This is a genomic window from Parabacteroides sp. AF27-14 (assembly GCF_003635425.1).
In the GTDB taxonomy this organism is placed as follows: domain Bacteria; phylum Bacteroidota; class Bacteroidia; order Bacteroidales; family Tannerellaceae; genus Parabacteroides; species Parabacteroides distasonis.
Window position 1 is genome coordinate 239332 of sequence record NZ_QTLZ01000003.1, and the last position, 18814, is coordinate 258145.

At 45.1% G+C, this 18814-nt stretch carries 12 protein-coding genes, 1 tRNA gene and 1 pseudogene; 5 read left to right on the forward strand and 9 right to left on the reverse strand.

The features are described 5' to 3' along the window. Positions 1-68: 68 nt before the first annotated feature. Complete coding sequence (locus DWY79_RS04980; protein WP_122368946.1) at positions 69-1358, reverse strand: O-acetylhomoserine aminocarboxypropyltransferase/cysteine synthase family protein; 1290 nt, start codon at positions 1356-1358, stop codon at positions 69-71. Between the two features lie 168 nt (positions 1359-1526). On the opposite strand from DWY79_RS04980, the gene DWY79_RS04985 reads away from it, so the two are divergent. Both DWY79_RS04985 and DWY79_RS04990 read left to right on the forward strand, forming a co-directional pair. After that, a complete protein-coding gene (locus DWY79_RS04985) occupies positions 1527-1997 on the forward strand; it encodes an Lrp/AsnC family transcriptional regulator (protein ID WP_005861270.1) in 471 nt (156 codons plus the stop codon). Positions 1998-2094: 97 nt separating this feature from the next. Continuing rightward, on the forward strand, positions 2095-4380 hold the full coding sequence (locus DWY79_RS04990; RefSeq protein ID WP_005861271.1) for a bifunctional (p)ppGpp synthetase/guanosine-3',5'-bis(diphosphate) 3'-pyrophosphohydrolase: 2286 nt from the start codon (positions 2095-2097) through the stop codon (positions 4378-4380). Between the two features lie 45 nt (positions 4381-4425). On the opposite strand, the gene DWY79_RS04995 is transcribed toward DWY79_RS04990, so the two are convergent. The 4 genes from DWY79_RS04995 to DWY79_RS05010 form a co-directional block, all read right to left on the reverse strand. Beyond that, positions 4426-5376 carry a calcium/sodium antiporter gene (locus tag DWY79_RS04995; protein WP_005866891.1) on the reverse strand — a complete coding sequence of 317 codons (951 nt, stop codon included), beginning with the start codon at positions 5374-5376 and terminating at the stop codon, positions 4426-4428. A 6-nt stretch (positions 5377-5382) separates the two neighbouring features. After that, positions 5383-5784 carry a DUF3127 domain-containing protein gene (locus DWY79_RS05000; RefSeq protein ID WP_005866893.1) on the reverse strand — a complete coding sequence of 134 codons (402 nt, stop codon included), beginning with the start codon at positions 5782-5784 and terminating at the stop codon, positions 5383-5385. 79 nt (positions 5785-5863) lie between these two features. Then, the gene (locus DWY79_RS05005) at positions 5864-6220 is read right to left on the reverse strand and encodes a MerR family transcriptional regulator (protein WP_005861277.1); all 357 of its coding nucleotides are present in this window, start codon (positions 6218-6220) and stop codon (positions 5864-5866) included. 14 nt (positions 6221-6234) lie between these two features. Then, positions 6235-7218, reverse strand: a complete 984-nt coding sequence (locus tag DWY79_RS05010) for a M23 family metallopeptidase (RefSeq protein ID WP_005861279.1) — start codon at positions 7216-7218, stop codon at positions 6235-6237. Positions 7219-7316: 98 nt separating this feature from the next. Between DWY79_RS05010 and alaS the strand changes: the two genes are divergently transcribed. From alaS to DWY79_RS05025, 3 genes are all read left to right on the forward strand, one after another. Continuing rightward, positions 7317-9938, forward strand: a complete 2622-nt coding sequence (gene alaS / locus DWY79_RS05015) for an alanine--tRNA ligase (RefSeq protein WP_057326001.1) — start codon at positions 7317-7319, stop codon at positions 9936-9938. A gap of 154 nt (positions 9939-10092) precedes the next feature. Then, positions 10093-11154, forward strand: a complete 1062-nt coding sequence (gene aroB, locus DWY79_RS05020) for a 3-dehydroquinate synthase (protein WP_122368947.1) — start codon at positions 10093-10095, stop codon at positions 11152-11154. A gap of 36 nt (positions 11155-11190) precedes the next feature. Continuing rightward, a tRNA-Pro gene (locus tag DWY79_RS05025) sits at positions 11191-11265 on the forward strand. Between the two features lie 373 nt (positions 11266-11638). Here DWY79_RS05025 and DWY79_RS05030 read toward each other — a convergent pair. The 4 genes and pseudogenes from DWY79_RS05030 to DWY79_RS05045 all read right to left on the reverse strand — a co-directional run bounded on the left by DWY79_RS05030 (position 11639) and on the right by DWY79_RS05045 (position 18596). Continuing rightward, positions 11639-12910, reverse strand: a pseudogene (locus DWY79_RS05030) (ATP-binding protein). Between the two features lie 239 nt (positions 12911-13149). Further along, positions 13150-14568, reverse strand: coding sequence for a calcineurin-like phosphoesterase family protein (locus DWY79_RS05035; protein ID WP_122368948.1), 1419 nt, complete (start codon positions 14566-14568; stop codon positions 13150-13152). Positions 14569-14605: 37 nt separating this feature from the next. Next, positions 14606-17776 (reverse strand): TonB-dependent receptor, encoded by a 3171-nt coding sequence (locus DWY79_RS05040; protein ID WP_122368949.1) that lies wholly within the window; start codon positions 17774-17776, stop codon positions 14606-14608. 169 nt (positions 17777-17945) lie between these two features. Beyond that, the gene (locus DWY79_RS05045; RefSeq protein ID WP_005866912.1) at positions 17946-18596 is read right to left on the reverse strand and encodes a hypothetical protein; all 651 of its coding nucleotides are present in this window, start codon (positions 18594-18596) and stop codon (positions 17946-17948) included. Positions 18597-18814 lie beyond the last annotated feature (218 nt).

An 18814-nucleotide genomic window follows, 5' to 3' on the forward strand; every position in this document is an offset into this window, starting at 1 on the left:
AGGCGATCCTTGTGTCGAACAGGGATCGTCTTCTTTGCTTCTGTCCTTTTCCTTTTGGAAGTGCGCTATCAGATTTTAGCGAAAGCTTGATCCAGATCATCTATAATATCATCTATATATTCGGTTCCGATGCTCAAGCGTACGGTGGATGGTGTTATGTGCTGTTGGGCAAGTTCTTCCGGACTCATCTGGGAATGAGTGGTCGTGTATGGATGAATGACAAGGCTCTTTACATCGGCGACATTCGCTAGTAGGGAAAAGATCTCCAGTGAGTCGATGAATTTCCAAGCGGCTTCCTGCCTGCCTTTGATCTCGAAGGTGAAGATACTGCCGGCACCATTTGGGAAATATTTATTGTAAAGTTCGTGGTCCGGATGGGTAGGAAGTGATGGATGATTCACCTTTTCTACTTTCGGATGTTTTGATAAATAATCCACGACTTTCAATGCGTTTGCTACATGGCGTTCCACGCGTAGGGATAAGGTCTCTAATCCTTGCAACAAGATAAAAGCATTGAAAGGAGAGATCGTTGCCCCGGTATCGCGAAGAATGACCGCACGGATACGGGTGACAAAGGCGGCGGAACCTGCTACGTCCGCAAATATGGCTCCATGATAACTTGGGTCTGGTTTGGCTAATGTAGGAAACTTATCGGCATTCGCCTTCCAGTCGAAAGTACCTCCATCTACAATTACGCCTCCTAGACTACTGCCATGTCCCCCTATGAACTTTGTGGCGGAATGGATGACGATGTCAGCTCCATGTTCGATCGGACGAATCAAGTAGGGGGTTCCGAACGTATTGTCTACGATTAATGGAATATGCTGTCGGTGGGCGACTTCCGCTACCGCATCCAGATTCGTTACGTCAGAGTTAGGATTCCCGAATGTCTCTACATAAATGGCTTTCGTGTTTTCCCGGATAGCTGCTTCTAATGCGTTTAGGTCATTTACATTGATAATCGTATTAGTAATGCCTTGGGAGGCCAGTGTATGGGTGATCAGGTTGAAGGAACCGCCATACAAATTATCGGCTGCGATAATATGATCTCCTGCCCTCACTATGTTCTGTAACGCATAGGTGACAGCCGCTGCTCCTGAAGCCACGGCCAAACCTGCCACGCCTCCTTCTAAGGCAGCTACACGTGCCTCGAAAACGCCTTGCGTGGAGTTTGTCAAACGTCCGTAAATATTCCCCGCGTCACGTAGGCCGAAACGGTCTGCCGCATGTTGTGCGTTATGGAATACATAGGAAGTTGTTTGATAAATGGGTACCGCACGTGCGTCGGTTGCGGAATCCGGTTGTTCTTGTCCTACATGAAGTTGTAATGTCTCGAAATGTAACTTCTTTGTTGCCATAGTCATCTTGTTTATTTAGTTCTTATTCTGTTGGCAAATGTATGATGTGTGTGCTTTTTGGACAAGATTCGTTGAGAATATAGAAAATAATACTATTTTTAGGGCTATAAATAGAATACATCTTCGGCGAAGGACGTTGGGGAATCAATCCGATAGAATTTTTTTCTTATGAATGTTTCAGATAAGTTAGACAAGGTGGATCTGCAAATCCTCCGAACGTTACAAGATAATGCCCGGTTGACTACGAAAGAGTTGGCGGCAAGGGTCAGTCTCTCGTCAACCCCGGTGTTCGAGCGTTTAAAACGTCTTGAGAATAGTGGATATATAAAGAAGTATATAGCGGTACTAGATGCGGAGAAGCTGAATCAAGGCTTTGTTGTCTTTTGTAGCGTGAAATTGGTTCGGCTGAATAAGGATATAGCTTTTGAGTTTACCCGGATTATCCAAGAAATCCCCGAGGTAACGGAGTGCTATAATATTTCAGGCGATTATGATTACTTATTGAAGATACACGCTCCCAATATGAAATATTATCAAGAGTTTATTTTAAATGTGTTAGGAACGATCGATAGTTTGGGCTCGTTGAGAAGTACTTTTGTCATGGACGAGGTTAAACACGACTATGGGATCCATATTTAAGCAGTAGATATTCTATTTTTGTCTTTTGTTAGGGTTTCCTTCCAAATATTTGTATATATTTGTGGCTATACAGTATAAAAATGGGAGGTGTAAAACCATGGACGATACAAAGGACACAAAAGATATAAAAGAAACGGGCGAGGCTGCGTCCGTTCTCTCTGCGGACGAACAGATGATACAAGATGGGTTCAATGCGTTGTTGAACGATTATTTGAAGTCAAACCACCGCCGTAAGGTCGAACGAATCACGAAAGCTTTTAATTTCGCTAATCAAGCGCACGCCGGAGTGAAACGGCGTTCCGGCGAACCTTATATAATGCATCCTATCGCCGTGGCTCGTATCGTATGCCGGGAGATGGGTTTGGGCTCTACCTCTATTTGCTCTGCGTTATTGCATGATGTCGTGGAAGATACCGAGTATACGGTGGAGGATATCCGGGATATGTTCGGAGACAAGATCGCCCAGATCGTGGATGGCTTGACGAAGATATCCGGTGGCATTTTTGGGGAACAGGCCTCGGCTCAAGCCGAGAACTTCCGTAAGTTGCTGCTGACTATGAGTGACGATATACGGGTGATTCTAATCAAGATCGCAGACCGTCTTCATAATATGAGGACTTTGGGTTCCATGCTTCCCGCCAAGCAATTTAAGATCGCGGGTGAGACTCTTTATTTGTATGCTCCTCTGGCGCATCGTCTGGGGCTCTTCTCGATCAAGACGGAACTGGAGGATTTGAGTTTTAAATATGAGCATCCGCAAGAATATGACTTTATCAGCGCTAAGTTGAAAGCGACAGAAGAGAGCCGTAATAAATTATTCGAGCGTTTCGCTGCCCCTGTGGACGAGAAGCTGAAATCGATGGGACTTCAGTATGAGATGCGTGCCCGTGTGAAATCGGTCTATTCCATTTGGAATAAGATGGAAAGCAAGGGTGTCGCTTTCGAGGATATTTATGATATTTATGCGGTCCGCATTATTTTTGACCCGCTTCCCGGTGTGGACGAGAAAAACCAATGTTGGGATATCTACTCGGCTATTACGGATATTTACCGGATTCGTCCCGACCGTATCCGTGATTGGGTGAGCCGTCCGAAAGCGAACGGTTATCAAGCGCTTCATCTGACCGTTATGGGACCGGATGGACAATGGGTAGAGATCCAGATCCGTAGCCGCCGTATGGATGATATCGCAGAGAAAGGCTTCGCTGCCCATTGGAAATACAAGGAATCCAACGTGGAGGAGGATACGGAATTGGATAAATGGATACAAACCATTACCGAGATCTTGGAGAGTCCGGACCCGAATGCGCTGGATTTCTTGGATACGATCAAACTGAACTTATTTACTTCCGAGATATTTGTTTTCACTCCGAAAGGAGATATAAAGACATTGCCCCAAGGGGCTACCGCCTTGGATTTCGCTTATGCGCTTCACTCCGATATCGGTAATAAATGTATTGGCGCTAAGGTAAACCATCGTTTGGTGCCATTGAGTCATCCGCTGTCCAGTGGAGATCAGGTGGAGGTCTTGACTTCACGTTCTCAGGAGCCGCAACCGGAGTGGTTGAACTTCGTGACTACCGCTAAGGCTCGTGCGAAGATCGATGCCGTATTAAAGCGTGTCCGTAAAGAGGTCGCTAAGTATGGAGAGATAAAAGTTCTTGATGCCTTCAAGCGTTCGGAGCTTGAGGCGAGTACATCCAATCTGGATAAATTAGGTATGTACTTTGGATTCTCGAAACGCGAGGAATTCTTTTATGCGGTAGAGAAGGGGGATGTGGTTTTGCCCGAGAATTTAAAGAAGCTGTTGAAGGAGAAGACGGATAATGTCTTGTTTAAGTATGTGAAACAGGCGTTGGGTGTCGCTTCCAAGAAGGTGAAACAACCCGAAGAGGAGGAAGCCAAGAAAGAGAAGCCTAAATATGATAAGAAAAAGCCTTATTTATTGAAAGAGGAGGCTTTTGAGCGTAATTATGTAATTGCCGAATGTTGTAAGCCGATTCCGGGAGATGACTCTTTAGGTTTTATCAATGACGATGGTAACGTAGTGGTTCATAAACGTTCCTGCCCGATCGCCATGCGCTTGAAAAGTAGCTTTGGCGAACGTATCTTGAATACGGTTTGGAGCAGCCATATGAACGCTTCTTTTGAGGCCACGCTAGAGGTGAAAGGTATAGACTCGATAGGCGTACTGAATACGATCACGAAAACGATTTCCGAGGATTTCAACGTGAACATCATGCGCTTGCTGATCGAGGCGAAAGACGGCGTGTTCGAAGGTAAGATAAAGATGAAAGTTCATGACGTAGAAGATATCCAGAAAATGTGCGTGACTTTGTCGAAGATACAGAATATTAAATCTGTCGGACGTGTAGCGGATTAAGTGTAGCGAAGTGCTTCGCTACACTTTTGTTTTATAAAAGCTTTATCAGCCGACAATCAAATAAGTTATATAAGCTATATAACAAGCGATCAATAGGATTCCCTCCGGCCTAGTGATGGTCCGTTTCTTGAAGAAAAGGCCAAAAATATAAAGCAATACGCATGAACCGATCATGACGCCCAAATCCAGATTGGTAATGCCTTGTATGTTCATCGGCGTGATTGTCGCGCTACAACCTAATACGAAGAATATATTGAAGAGGTTGGAACCGATAACATTTCCGATCGCCATCTCCGGGTTCTTCTTTAATGCGGCCACGACGGAAGTCGCTAACTCAGGAAGAGAGGTTCCTCCGGCCACTAAAGTCAAACCGATAATAGATTCGCTGACACCCAGTCCACGGGCGATACCAGAAGCTCCATCCACGAAAAATTGTCCTCCGTAAATCAAACCAGCCAATCCACCAATGATGAATAAACTCGCTTTCCAAATGGGCATTATTTTAATCGTGCTCTCTCCATTTTCCTCTCCATTATGTGCGATCGCGAATGTATAGCCAAGGAAAATGGCGAAGAAGCATAATAGTAACATTCCATCGCTACTACTGATACTATTTTGCGATGCGCCGTTGATCAAAACGTCATTCGCGCAAATAAATAATACGATTGAGGCAAGCACGCAAAGAGGGATCTCTTTGCTCAACGTACCTTTCGTGACGCTGATCGGTACGATAGCGGCCGTACAGCCGACAATCATCAAGGCGTTAAATATATTGCTTCCTACTACATTACCAATAGCGATATCTGAGCTTCCTTTCAAGGCAGATACGACACTGACCGTTAATTCCGGTGCGGAAGTCCCAAACGCCACAATAGTTAGCCCGATTACTAAGCTGGAAATATTGAAGCGTTTGGCTACCGAGGCGGCACCATCCGTCAAGGCGTTAGCCCCAACTAAAATTAGTAGTAAACCGCCAATTAGTAATACGATATCCATTAGTCTTTAGAATGGCAAATCATCGATAGGATTGGCCGGTCCGAAATCAGGAGCGGATGAGGCTGGAGCCGTAGGAGCGGAAGCCGGAGCGAAATTATCCGGAGTTACTCCCATCGGAGCGGCTTGAGAAGCTGCCGCCATCGGACGGTCTACTTTCCATGCGTTGATACTGGTGAACCAGCGGCCTTGGTACTCACGGCTGTCAATGTCGAAAGAGACTGTCAATTCCTCGCCCGGCTGAATGGCCGCTTGAGCGATCTTATCCGCTCCGAATATCTGGAAGCATACTTTCTTGGGATATTGATCGTGTGTCTCTAATACGTACTCTTGTTTTTTCCATTCGTTTCCGGCTTTGCTGACACCGCCTACTTCCGGTAGGACTTGAATAATTTTTCCTGTAATTTCCATGTCTTGTATTTTATTTGCTTATGTTTTATTTAATTGGGGACGAAGGTACGGTTTTGTTCTGGTTTTATCAACAGAATAATCACACTTTCGGGGCAAAAGCATCAAATGCGTCTTTCATAGCTAACAGCTCTTCTTTGATCTGTTTCAGGCGGTTTACGATCTCTTCTTGCCGGATCGTCGTCTCTTTATTGTCCTTCAGTTTTTGCCGTGCGCCGGCCAAGGTCATCCCTCTCTCTTTAACCAGGTGGTAGATGAGGCGTACCGCGTCGATATCCTCCTGCTTATAAAAACGGGTACCTTTGCTCGTCTTCCTTGGATTGATGATATCGAACTCCTTCTCCCAAAAGCGAAGGGTGGACTCGTTCACGTCGAACATCTGCGCCACCTCGCTGATGGAAAAATAGAGTTTGAGATCTTTATTCTTTTTTAGACTCATACTGCTAATGAAGTTTAATCCATAACCTGACCATGATTCTCGGCAATCTGGATCATACGGTCGTATTCCTCAGGTGAGAGATCCATGTAATAGTATTTAGATGGGTTATCATACTTCCCTCGTACGATTACCTCATAATGCAAGTGAGGGCCGGTAGATTTCCCGGTATTTCCAACCTCGCCAATCACCTCTCCACGAGTAACCTTTTGTCCGACACGTTTCTTGAACTTACTCATATGACCGTATAAAGTCTGATAGCCGTAGCCATGATCGATAATCAAACAATTTCCGTATCCCTGTTTCCAAGCGGCGAAAGTGACAACGCCATTACCTGTCGCATAGATCTCCGTTCCCACTTTAGCCGAGAAATCCATTCCGGAATGGAAACGAGGTGTACGGTAAATCGGGTCGATACGTACGCCATAGCCGGAAGCGGTACGACGCAGATCCTTATTGGAAATCGGCTGGATCGCCGGGATACATTTACTTCTCTCTTCTTGGTTCTTTCCTAGGGAGATCAGTTCTTCCAAGGAATTGGATTGGATATATAATTGCTTACGTAGCATATCCATCTTTTGGGTCGTGGAGACAACAAGCTCCGGATTGGACAGGCTCATCAAATGCTCGTAACGGTTTGTCCCTCCAAACCCGGCTTTCCGAACGGACTCGGGGATGGACTCGGCTTGGAAGATCGCCCGGTACAGATTCTCATCACGCTGTTGGATATCATCCAATACGTCCAACGCGTTATTTAAGCGAAGGGAAAGTACCTCGTATTGAGTTTGCAATAGGCGGTTCTCCTTACGTAACTGAGATTCCATCGGAGAGTCCACCAAATGCATCATGACGAAAAAAGTGGCTACGCCGAACGCTATTCCGGTGCTTAAATGGCGGAGAACGGTGAACAGCCGGTCTTTGCTAGATGGGTATACACGCTCATAATTGAGTGTGTTCGGATTGTATAAATAGTATGTTTTGCGACTTTTAAAGAGTTTCATCTACATTTTTTGTTATCTGAATGCACGCAAAAATAATAATTTGCAGTACTTTTGCAAATTGTTTTTCAGAATATTAACGAGAACTATATAAATAGATTATGTTGACAGCAAAAGAAATCCGTGAATCCTTCAAGCAATTCTTCGCTTCTAAGGAACACCAGATCGTGCCTTCCGCTCCAATGGTGGTAAAGGGTGACCCCACGTTGATGTTTACGAACGCGGGAATGAATCAGTTTAAAGATATTATCTTGGGCAACGTGCCCCGTAAGTATCCTCGTGTCGCGGACTCTCAGAAATGTCTTCGTGTTAGCGGTAAGCATAACGATTTAGAGGAGGTAGGGCATGATACCTATCACCATACGATGTTTGAGATGCTCGGAAACTGGTCGTTCGGAGATTATTTTAAGAAAGAGGCGATCAACTGGGCTTGGGAATACTTGGTAGAGGTATTGAAGCTGAATCCGGAGCGTTTATATGCCACCGTATTCGAGGGAAGCCCTGCCGAAGGCTTAGATCGTGATAACGAAGCTGCTGGTTATTGGGAGCAATATTTACCGAAAGATCATATTCTGAACGGTAACAAACATGATAACTTCTGGGAAATGGGGGACACGGGTCCTTGCGGTCCCTGTTCCGAGATCCATATCGACCTTCGTTCGGACGAGGAGCGTGCGGCGGTCAGCGGCGCCGATATGGTAAATAAGGATCATCCGCAGGTAATCGAGATCTGGAACCTTGTGTTCATGCAATTCAACCGCAAGGCCGACGGCTCTTTGGAACCGCTGCCGGCTAAGGTGATCGATACCGGTATGGGATTCGAGCGTCTGTGTATGGCATTGCAGGGTAAGACCTCAAATTATGATACGGACGTATTCCAACCGATTATCAAGGTAATCGCGGGAATGGCGGGTACGACTTACGGTACGGATAAACAGCAAGATATCGCTATGCGTGTGATCGCCGATCACATCCGTACGATCGCTTTCGCTATCACGGACGGACAGTTGCCTTCCAACGCTAAGGCCGGTTATGTAATCCGTCGTATCTTGCGGCGTGCCGTTCGTTACGGTTATACGTTCTTGGATCGCAAGGAAGCGTTTATGTATAAGCTTTTGCCCGTATTGATCGAGACGATGGGCGACGCTTATCCGGAATTGATCGCTCAGAAAACCTTGATTGAGAAGGTTATCAAGGAGGAGGAAGAATCTTTCCTTCGTACCTTGGAAACCGGTATCCGTTTGCTGGATAAGAAAATGGAGGAGACGAAGGCTGCGGGGAAGACGGTCTTGAATGGCGTAGATGCCTTTACATTATATGATACCTACGGATTCCCGTTGGACTTGACGGAATTGATTCTTCGTGAGAACGGCATGGAAGCCGATATCGAGGAGTTCAATAAGGCTATGCAGAAGCAGAAAGAGCGTGCCCGTAACGCCGCCGCTATCGAGACAGGCGACTGGATCACGCTGAAAGAGGGTGAATGTAAGTTCGTGGGTTATGATTTGTTCGAATGCGAGGCAGAGATCTTGCGTTATCGCCAGATCAAACAAAAGAATAAAGTATTATATCAGATCGTTCTGGATCAAACCCCGTTCTATGCGGAAATGGGTGGACAGGTCGGTGATACGGGTTGGTTGATCGCCGACGACGAGAAGATCGACGTGATCGATACGAAACGTGAGAATAATTTGCCGGTTCATTTGGTTACTAAACTACCGAAGGACGTAACGGCTACATTTACCGCGAAGATCAACGTGAAAAAGCGTATCCAGTGTGAGTGTAACCACTCTGCCACGCACCTTTTGCATGAGGCGTTGCGTGAGGTATTAGGTACGCACGTAGAGCAGAAAGGTTCGTATGTTTCGCCTGATTCTTTACGTTTCGACTTCTCTCATTTCCAGAAAGTGACGGACGAGGAAATCCGTAAGGTGGAAATATTGGTTGGAGAGAAGATCCGTGCGAACTTCCCGTTGGAAGAGCATCGCAATATGCCGATCGCCGAAGCAAAGGCGCTAGGGGCTATGGCTTTGTTCGGTGAGAAATATGGCGACGAGGTACGTGTCGTGAAATACGGAAGCTCCGTGGAGCTATGTGGTGGTACGCATATCCCGGCAACCGGTATGATCGGTTCTTTGCACGTGATAGGAGAGAGCTCTATCGCCGCAGGTGTCCGTCGTATAGAGGCGGTTACGGCCGAGGGCGCCGAGCAATTCGTATATGCCCAGCAAGATCTGATCCGTGAGTTGCGTGCGTTGATGAACCATATGCCGAATTTGGCGCAAGCGATGAAAAAGTCTATCGAGGAAAACGCGGAGATGAAGAAACAGATCGAGGATTATATCCGTGAGAAGTCTATGCGTTTGAAGGAGGAGATCGTGGCGAAAGCTTCGGAGAGCAACGGTATCAAGGTTATGCAGTTCGTTGGTAAGGCAAATGCGGACGCTATGAAGAACGTGGCTTTCCAGATCAAGGCGGAGACAACCGATAGCTTTGTCTTTGTTGCCGGTATCATTGACGATAACAAATGCACGCTCATGCTTATGTTAAGCGATGATTTGGTGAAAGAGGGCTTGCATGCCGGTAAGATCGTAAAAGAGGCCGCTAAGCATATCCAAGGCGGTGGTGGTGGACAACCCCATTTCGCTACGGCCGGCGGTAAGAACATGGAGGGTCTTTCTATTGCGGTTGGCGCTGTGAAAGAGGCTGTTGGAGTACAGTAAAATCGGTTCGGAAGAAATTGACTTTTCTTTCGGACGCAATGATAGATTCCTTCGGATCGAATAAGAATTCCATCCGAAGGAATTTTTTTATGTCGTTTTGATAATCGGAATACATGTTTTACCTTTGTGGTCTAAGGTTTTAAATAAAAAAGATATGTCAGAGCAAAAAGTGGTTATTTGCAAGGACCTGAAATCGGAACTGCAAGATTTTCTCTCCTCTCTAAAATACGATAAGTTGTTCATCCTTATGGATACGAATACCAAAGAGAAATGTTTTCCCTTGGTAGAGAATATACCGGCCTTTCAAAAGGCGCCGATTCTCGTGATGGAAGCGGGTGATATGAATAAGGGTTTTGTCTCTTTAGCCCAGATATGGACAGCTTTGTCGAATGAGGGGGCTTCCCGTAACTCCTTGCTGGTGAATTTGGGTGGCGGTATGATTACGGATATGGGTGGTTTTGCCGGCGCTACTTTCAAGCGTGGCATCCGTACGATCAATATCCCTACGACCTTGATGGCGTCCGTCGATGCTGCGGTTGGCGGTAAGACGGGTATAAACTTCAATGGGTTGAAGAACGAGGTCGGTTCTTTTTATCCCCCCTTGTGTGTATTCATCGATTGCGATTTCTTGCGCACGTTGGATCGCGATAATATCCTTTCCGGTTATGCGGAGATGATCAAGCACGGGTTGATTAGTTCGATGGAGAATTATGCGTCTGTCATGCTTTTTGATATCGACACCATGAATTATTCGTATTTGAATAGTTTGGTAGGCCAGTCGGTCGCCGTGAAAGAGCGGATCGTAGAGGAAGATCCCAAGGAACAAGGTATTCGTAAGGCATTGAATTTCGGTCATACGATCGGCCACGCTTTCGAGAGCTTGTCTTTCCTGAAAATGCGTCCGATCTTGCATGGTCATGCGGTAGCGGCGGGTATCGTGAGCGAGCTTTACCTCTCGCATAAGCTGTGTGGCTTCCCGATGGAGAAATTGAGTCAAGTCGTTTGTTATATAAAAGAGTATTATCCGGCGCTCTTCTTTGACTGCACGGACTACGATACCTTATATGAGTTAATGACACATGATAAAAAGAATGAGGGCGGTATCATCAACTTCACTTTACTGAAAAATGTAGGAGATGTCCGTATCAACCAATCGGTCACCAAGGAAAAAATCTTGGAGTCTCTTGATTTTTATCGTGAAAGTTTTGGCATTTAACGGAAAAAAACTACCTTTGCACCCGTAAAATAAAAGCGGGATGTAGCTCAGCCCGGTTAGAGTACGCGTCTGGGGGGCGTGTGGTCGCTGGTTCGAATCCAGTCATCCCGACTAAAGCTGAGTGGTAAGGAGTTAAGTGATGAACTTAGCTCCTTATTTTTTACATACCTATCAAACGAGCTTTCTATGAAATGAAAGCTGAACTTAACTTAACGAATTTAGTTGGCTACTTTATTGCCCTGGTACAAAAAAGGGGTGGCTCGGTTGGAAAAGTGTAATTCTGTTATATCGCAAAGCTAAATCAGGAAAAGACAGAAGCGTTGTAGCCTCCCGGAAAGAATTGCGGATTAAGATAATAACGGCAATCGCTTTCCGCCGAAAGGACAGTAACGGAATAAATGCGATGCATGATATTCGGAAGGCTTTTGAAAAAGAACAAGCCCCGGTAGCGTATACGCTACTGGGGACTTTTGTCTTTCAGACCTTAGAGAATGGTATGGGATAAATTCCATGCTTGTACGTGCTTTATTCCTTCTTTGGAAGGAAGCGGCAGATCATCGAGCGAGACAACGATCTTCTCGTAATTATCCTCAATGGCCTCTAACGAGGCATATTCCCGTTCGATGGTTTCTTTGTCGATTAGTAAATAAGTGGATTGGAGATAGATAACCCTCTCTCCTTTGATAGCGACGAAATCCACCTCTTTGTTCTTTATGCTGCCTACGTATATTTGATAGCCGGCCCTTAATAAATCTAGATAAATGAGGTTTTCTAGTTTATATCCAATGCCATAGCCGAAGCCTTGATATAAATAATTGTTGAAACCTAGGTCATTGATGTAATACTTACAATTCCCAGCGATGGTCTCCTTTCCCTTGATTTGGTATTTCTCGACTTTATGTACCAAAAAAGTGTCCTCTATGTAACTAATGTAGGAGGCGATCGTATCATAGCTGGTCTTCCTTCCCGAGCTCTTGAAATAATTGGTGATATTCCGAATTGATATTAAATTAGATGCGTTATTTACCAGATAGACAAAAATGTCCTCAAGCAACTTAGCGTCTTTTATGTTTTGTCTTTGTATGATATCACGTAGTAATACGGTGTCTTTTAATGCGGATATATAATTTCTTTGTACTTCTGGTTGAGATAGATGGTATAATTCAGGCATGCCACTACTTTGCATATATTCTAGGTAGTGTATCTTGTTATTTTCTTTTTGGGTGATTCCAAGAAACTCTGTGTATGAAAAAGGATAGATGGCAAATTCCACATAACGTCCGGCTAATAACGTGGCGAGTTCTCCAGATAGCATTTTAGAGTTGGAACCACTGATGAATAACTCATATTCGGCGGTATAGTCCTGTGAGTATGAGTTGGCGAAGCGTTCCCATCCCTCTACATTTTGGATTTCGTCAATGAACAGATAGATACGACCTCGAGGATTTATTTGTTTTTAGTAGAGATTAAACAGGGAATCAAGATCTTCATTGGTTTTCAAAAAATAAAAGGCGGATAGCTCACAGTTAATGAAGAATATATTTCGGGGATTTACTCCACTATTGGCGAGATGGCTAGCTAACTGACGAAGGAGATAGCTTTTCCCTACACGTCGCTGTCCTACCAAGACTTTGATTAATCTGTTTCCGGTGTAGGATAATATCCTATCTAAATAATCTTGCCGTTTATAGCCTGTTGGAAAATCGTTTCCACCCCATAGGTTATACTTCTCTAATGTCTTAAATCTATCGTCCATACTCGAAACTTTTGCGTAAAAGTACAAAAGTTTCGAATGAACTCGAAACTTTTCCCGTTAAGAATGGGATATACCCTCAAAAAAATAACGGCAACCGCCTTCCGCCGAAAGCCGAGTTGCCGTTCAAAGTTAGGAATAAGGTTTGGTTTGTTCCTTTGTAATGATTTTAACATTAATATGTAATGAGAGTTTTCTACATTTTATCGATACAAAAGTAAATGCCACTTGTTACGATTTGATTACGGGAGTGTTACATTTTTAGTAAAGGTCTCGCCAAATCGGTTGATAACCTTGATCCGTACGTCTTTGACTCCGGCTGAAGGGTGGCAACGGAATAAGTGCGATGTATGATATCCGGAAGGTTTTCCGTGCATGTCGATATAGTCTTGGTCTTCATCATCGAATTGCTCCATGCAACCTTTCTCTATGCCGTTTTCGCTCCATGTAACTTGGTAGGTCGGGTCCCAATCCCATACGTTCACCACTAGGTAATCCGCTTGCGATTTGAACTCATTCGGCCTATAAACCCTGAATTGATAATCCGAATCATGGCCGGTTGCCTTATAATACCAAGTAGCGGCATTCCCTTTCACCTCAACGACCAGATAACCGTTCGGGGCGCCGCACCGATTTACATGGCCGGCCCACCAAGCTCCGCAAGCGGCTCCGATATTATGCTCGTACAGATTCGGTGTGACTTGGTTGTTCTCGAAGAAATGCGTATGCCCGGCGAAGATATGGACATTATAAGGGCTGACGATCTCTTTCAGGCTCTCAGCGTCCTCGGCGTTTCCTCCCCCTTTATCCGTCTGGTTGAATACCGGGGCATGTACGTTGATAAATACAAGTGTTCCGGGTTTAACGTAACTCAGGTCGTTTTTCAGCCATTCCAGTTGTTCCTTTCCGAAGCGTTCGTCATATTTCTTGTCTTTATAATAATCAATATCTTTTAAGGTGATGATATGTGCATCCCCGACATTGAACGAATAATTGTAAGGGCCGAAATGATCCTCGTAGATACGCTCCGCATAGCTCTCCTCGGTTACCTTTTGATTGGATAAGGCCGGGTAACGTAAGTCGTGGTCGTGATTGCCGATCACGGAGAACATCGGGATGCCTAAGACCGAGACCGCTTCCTTATAAGGAGTGAATAAATCCATGCGATCCCAAGTAATGTCTCCCAGCGCCATACCGTAGACCTCTTTTCCTTGGTAGCGCTCTATAGTCTGCTTCAAGTCGGGGATGGTCTCTTCACGGAAACGTTTCATCTGCCGTTCGTCGATGGTCTGAGGATCGGAGATTGCCAAGTAGACAAACCCGTCGATTGGCTGTTTCCTAGGGGTGAGCGTAAAATCATGTTCATTGATCTCCTTACTTTTATCAAGTTGCTGATAGAAAAGATCCGGTATACCTTTTGTTTGCTCGATCTCATAGTCACCCGGTACGGAGAGGTAGACAAAGCGGCTTTTGTCCAGATTCGAATCTAGGCTATATTCTCCCCGCTCATTTGTTTGCGTGAAATTATAACCATCCGTAACGACTACGCCTTGTAGCGGTTTGCCTGCCGTATCGGATACAGTGCCTCTTACGGTAGCGGCTTGCGCTATCCAAGTGGATAACGCAAGTAAAAGCGTGAATGATAAGAATTGTCTCTTCATCGTAATTTTTTTATGATTTGAATATAGAATATGTTAGTTAGAATTTATAACGTACGCCGATTTGAATCTGCCAAGGGTTTCCGTTCATATTGGATACACCCGTGTTTTTGTTTACGTTATATACGTATTGCTTCTTCTCCGCGTCAAAACTCTTGATGGAGTAGATATTCTGCTTGCCTAGATTATGTCCGGCACCCCAGTCCTTGTTCAGCATATTCAGGAAATTGAAAAAGTCTATCGAGGCCTCGATGGAATGAGTCTTATAGATCTTGAAGTTCTTGTTCAAGCGCAAATCGAAAGTACCGTAGAAGCCATTTACGCCACCGTTACGCTCGGCAACCTTCCCATAGTTTTTACGGATATAATCTTTTACGCTCTTCTCCGCTTCCGGATTGTCCAAGATCGCTTGGATACCCTCACGAAGATATTGAGGCGTATTACTATCGTTCGGGTCATAAATATAAGCCAAGTCATTAGATGATACGAAATCACCGTTCATATTACCACTAACCGCTAAAGAGTAACGGGTTCCACCGATCCCGGAGAAACGCAAGCCTACGCTGATTCCCCAGAAAGAAGGAGCCGTACCGTAGAATACGACCTTATGGCGGAATTGCTTGTCCGAGTAAGTCATGGTACTCAAATCACGAGGATCATCTTTTACCATCAAGGCTAGAGTCGCTGTATTCGCTACGTTACCGTTGTAAGAGGTGTTATCCTTGGAATCGTTCCACGTATAGCTGAAAGAAAGCTCGCCATCCTTGAAATAACGCCAAGTTCCATCTACCACGAACGCATATTGGTTGATTTTTCCATCGCTGATTAATTCCAGCACACGGCCTACCTTATCACTTTTACGTCCTTGCATCCAGTCGGTAGCTCCGTTCTTGGTATTGATACTCTCGGCGGGGACGAACACGCCACGATTCCCCTCGGCGGCGATACGGAAGTAAGGCTCATCCACCATATTACGGTCTACGTACATATAATTATGGCGTGCCCAGTTGGCGTAAGCACTGATACCTACCCGCAAGCGATCGGAGAAGAAATGCGTGTAGCTGGCGTTCAACTTATATACTACCGGTACACGGGCATCCTTACTATTCATATTGATCGTGCTGATCTTTTGGATATTCGGGTTGTTGAATAAATCAACGCCCGGAGCGGTAGAAGGATCTTTGCGGTATGCCGGGAAATTCGGTGTCGGAACCAAATTGCCTTGTATATCCACGGACGCTACCTTCGTACCGTCGAACAGCATATTGTTGATCATCGAATAGTTGTTTAAATCCGAGCCGAAGATACCGGCGCCAAGGCGGATAATATCTTGATGTTTATCATTCACGTCCCACGTGAATTGAACGCGGGGTTGCAACTGGAAGGTGGAGATTACGTTGTCCGTACGTAAGCCTAGTTCGTCATAAACGGTCTGGTTAAAGTTCGCGTGGTTGAAATAACGGGTATAATCCGCACGGATACCGGCCATGACCTCGAATCCGGTGAAAAGCTTCGTTTGTAATTGTCCGTAGATAGCGGAGTTCAAGGTATTCATCTTTACGGTAGGATCATCTACCAAGGCGATTTCCCGGGCATAGCGGTAAGGAGTCATATGCTCGAAATTATCCAGTCCCGTGAAATAAAACCGTCCGTTCATCTCACTGCCGTAGAGTGATTTCATATTGGTGTACATGAAGTCCGCTCCGAATGTATAGTTGATGCGGTCCGTATTATAATACATATTGTCTACCAATTGAAGTACATTATCCTTGAAATGTTCGGGAGCGTAGCGTTGACCTCCAAGTTGGATGGAAGTGTACATGCTCTTGTCACCAGATATAGATTCCACGTTCTCTACGATTGCTCTCGGGATATTAGAACTAGGCAATTGCTTGTTCGGGGTCGTAGCCTCGTAAACCAAGAAATGTTGAAGCTTCAACTCGTTGGTCAGCTTTGGGCTTAATACCGAGCGTAAGGTAGCGAGTAAGCTGTTGTTATGCGATTTGCGATCGATCCAAACCTCGTAGAGATTGATACTGGAGTTATCGCTCTCGCTCTGTTTATTATCCTCGTTGATGAAATTATTGCGAATGGTTAACAAGTTGGTAGCGTTCAACTGCCAGTCGATACGGGCGAAGACCGCGTTCGTCTGCTTCTTCTTGCCGAACTCCCCGAATTGAGGATCATTGGAAACTCCGTATTTAGTACGGGCGATATCCAGATAACGGTCTAGCGTAGATTGAGTGACATTATAGCGAGACTCGTCCGCCGCCGTCTTGATATCCGCTATATAAATCGGACGGGAATCCTGTTGGTGATCCCATACGACATAGAAGTGCGCACGGTCTTTCACGATCGGGCCTCCCAAAGAGAAACCATATTGATAGGTAGAGAAGTCGGAAGTCGATTTATTTCCCCGTATATCATAGGAGCTGGATAACCAATCGGCACGACCGAATCCGAATACACTTCCGGTGAAAGTATTGGTTCCTGATTTCGTGACAGCGCTCACGGTGCCGCCCCCGGAACGTCCGTTGGTCACGTCATATTGATTGGTTACCACCTCAAATTCGCGGACGGCTTCCATGGATATCGTATAAGCGCCGGAAGTCGTTCCGCTCGCTACGGTTCCTTTAGCCGTCATACCGTCGATGGTGTAATTCGTTGAGGATGATAATTGCCCGGCGATATTTCCTCCGCTACTCAATGGCGAGAGATCCATCAGGGATGTGAAGTTACGGCCGTTTACCGGAAGCTTCGTGATATTTTGAGCGGAGATAGATGTTGCCGCGCCGATCTTCGGAACCATGTTCTTCAAGGAATTAGCGACTACCTCGACGGCTTGGATCTCCACCGATTCCTCCGCTAGCTTGAAATCCACTCGAAGCATATCCCCTTGGTTCAATGCGTATCCTGTCTTTTTCTGTTCCCCATAACCGATATAAGAAGCTGTAACGGTATAAGGAGAACCTAGCGGAAGCTGCTTGATGGTGTATTCTCCTTTATCGTTCGTGATAGAGCCCGTGAAGAATCCGGTAGATTCATTCTTGACTTGGATCGTGGCTCCGATCACTGATTCCCCTTTATTATCCACGACCGTACCGGTGATAATGGCTTGCGTTCCTTGCGCGAATAGGAGAGCCGGTAAGCAATTAAAAAATAACAAACAGGCTAGTAACCTGCAAGTAATTCGTTTGTTAAACATCCTCATAACAATCTTTTTAAAATTAAACCTAAATATCTTTTACGGCGCAAAAGTAAGTGCCCCGTTTTGCAAAGAGATTACATCCGTGTGTAGGTTTAAATAAAGAAAAAAGCCTAATGAAGGATATCCATTAGGCTCAACGAGAAAATTATAAATGTGTCTATAAAGAAGAAGGTTAGTCCTCATCCAAAGTTTTGATAATGCTAGATGCTATCTTGGATGAACTCTTGCGGCTGCTCTTTCTGAGTTTATCCGGATTCTCAAGATTCATACAGGTAAAGAAGTTATTCCCCCGATATACCTCGTTTTTATCTTTATCGAATAGGGTATAGCTGACGATATGGAAAAGTGTGCGCAACGGTTGGTCTTGCCATTTAAGATAATGCTGGTTTAATACCAGCAGATAATCAGCGCCGGCATTATCCAATACCTTTTGTAACTCTTCGGTCGGCACGGCTGAAAGATCGGAATAGCAATCCTCGCTCTCCCCGTTCACCTTGATCTCATTCAGTACCTGTCCGGTCACTTGTGTAGCGTTTGCCGGAATAAACTTGCAATCTCCGTTCTTTACGGATGCGGCGATATTCTCGGCGATGATCGTATTATACGTTTGGTCGATACTATCCGCTTTCATACCGGTCTCTTCGGCGATCATCCCATTGTAGAAATAGTTTGATTTCACGTTATCGTGCAAACCTACGATGAGAATTTGCTTCGCATGATAATTGTCACCTTCCTTCTTACTTTCTTTAGCGTTCGCTGCTATAGAAGCTACGGCTAAAAAGAACATAACCGTAAAGATTCTGATTTTAAATAACCTTTCCATGATTCTTCTATTAAATTCTGTGTCTATTAATTTCGAAGGCAAAGATATTAGCGGGGTGTTGCAGGGATATTACGGTTGTATAAAGTAATAGTTACCGATAATCCCCCTGTACCGGCTTGGATATTAAAATCGTGGATTCGTTGTAAAGTCTATTCTGCCGTGTGGATGAGTTCAATCAAAAGGCGGTTACCAAGAAACTTTAAGGAGATATAGAAACA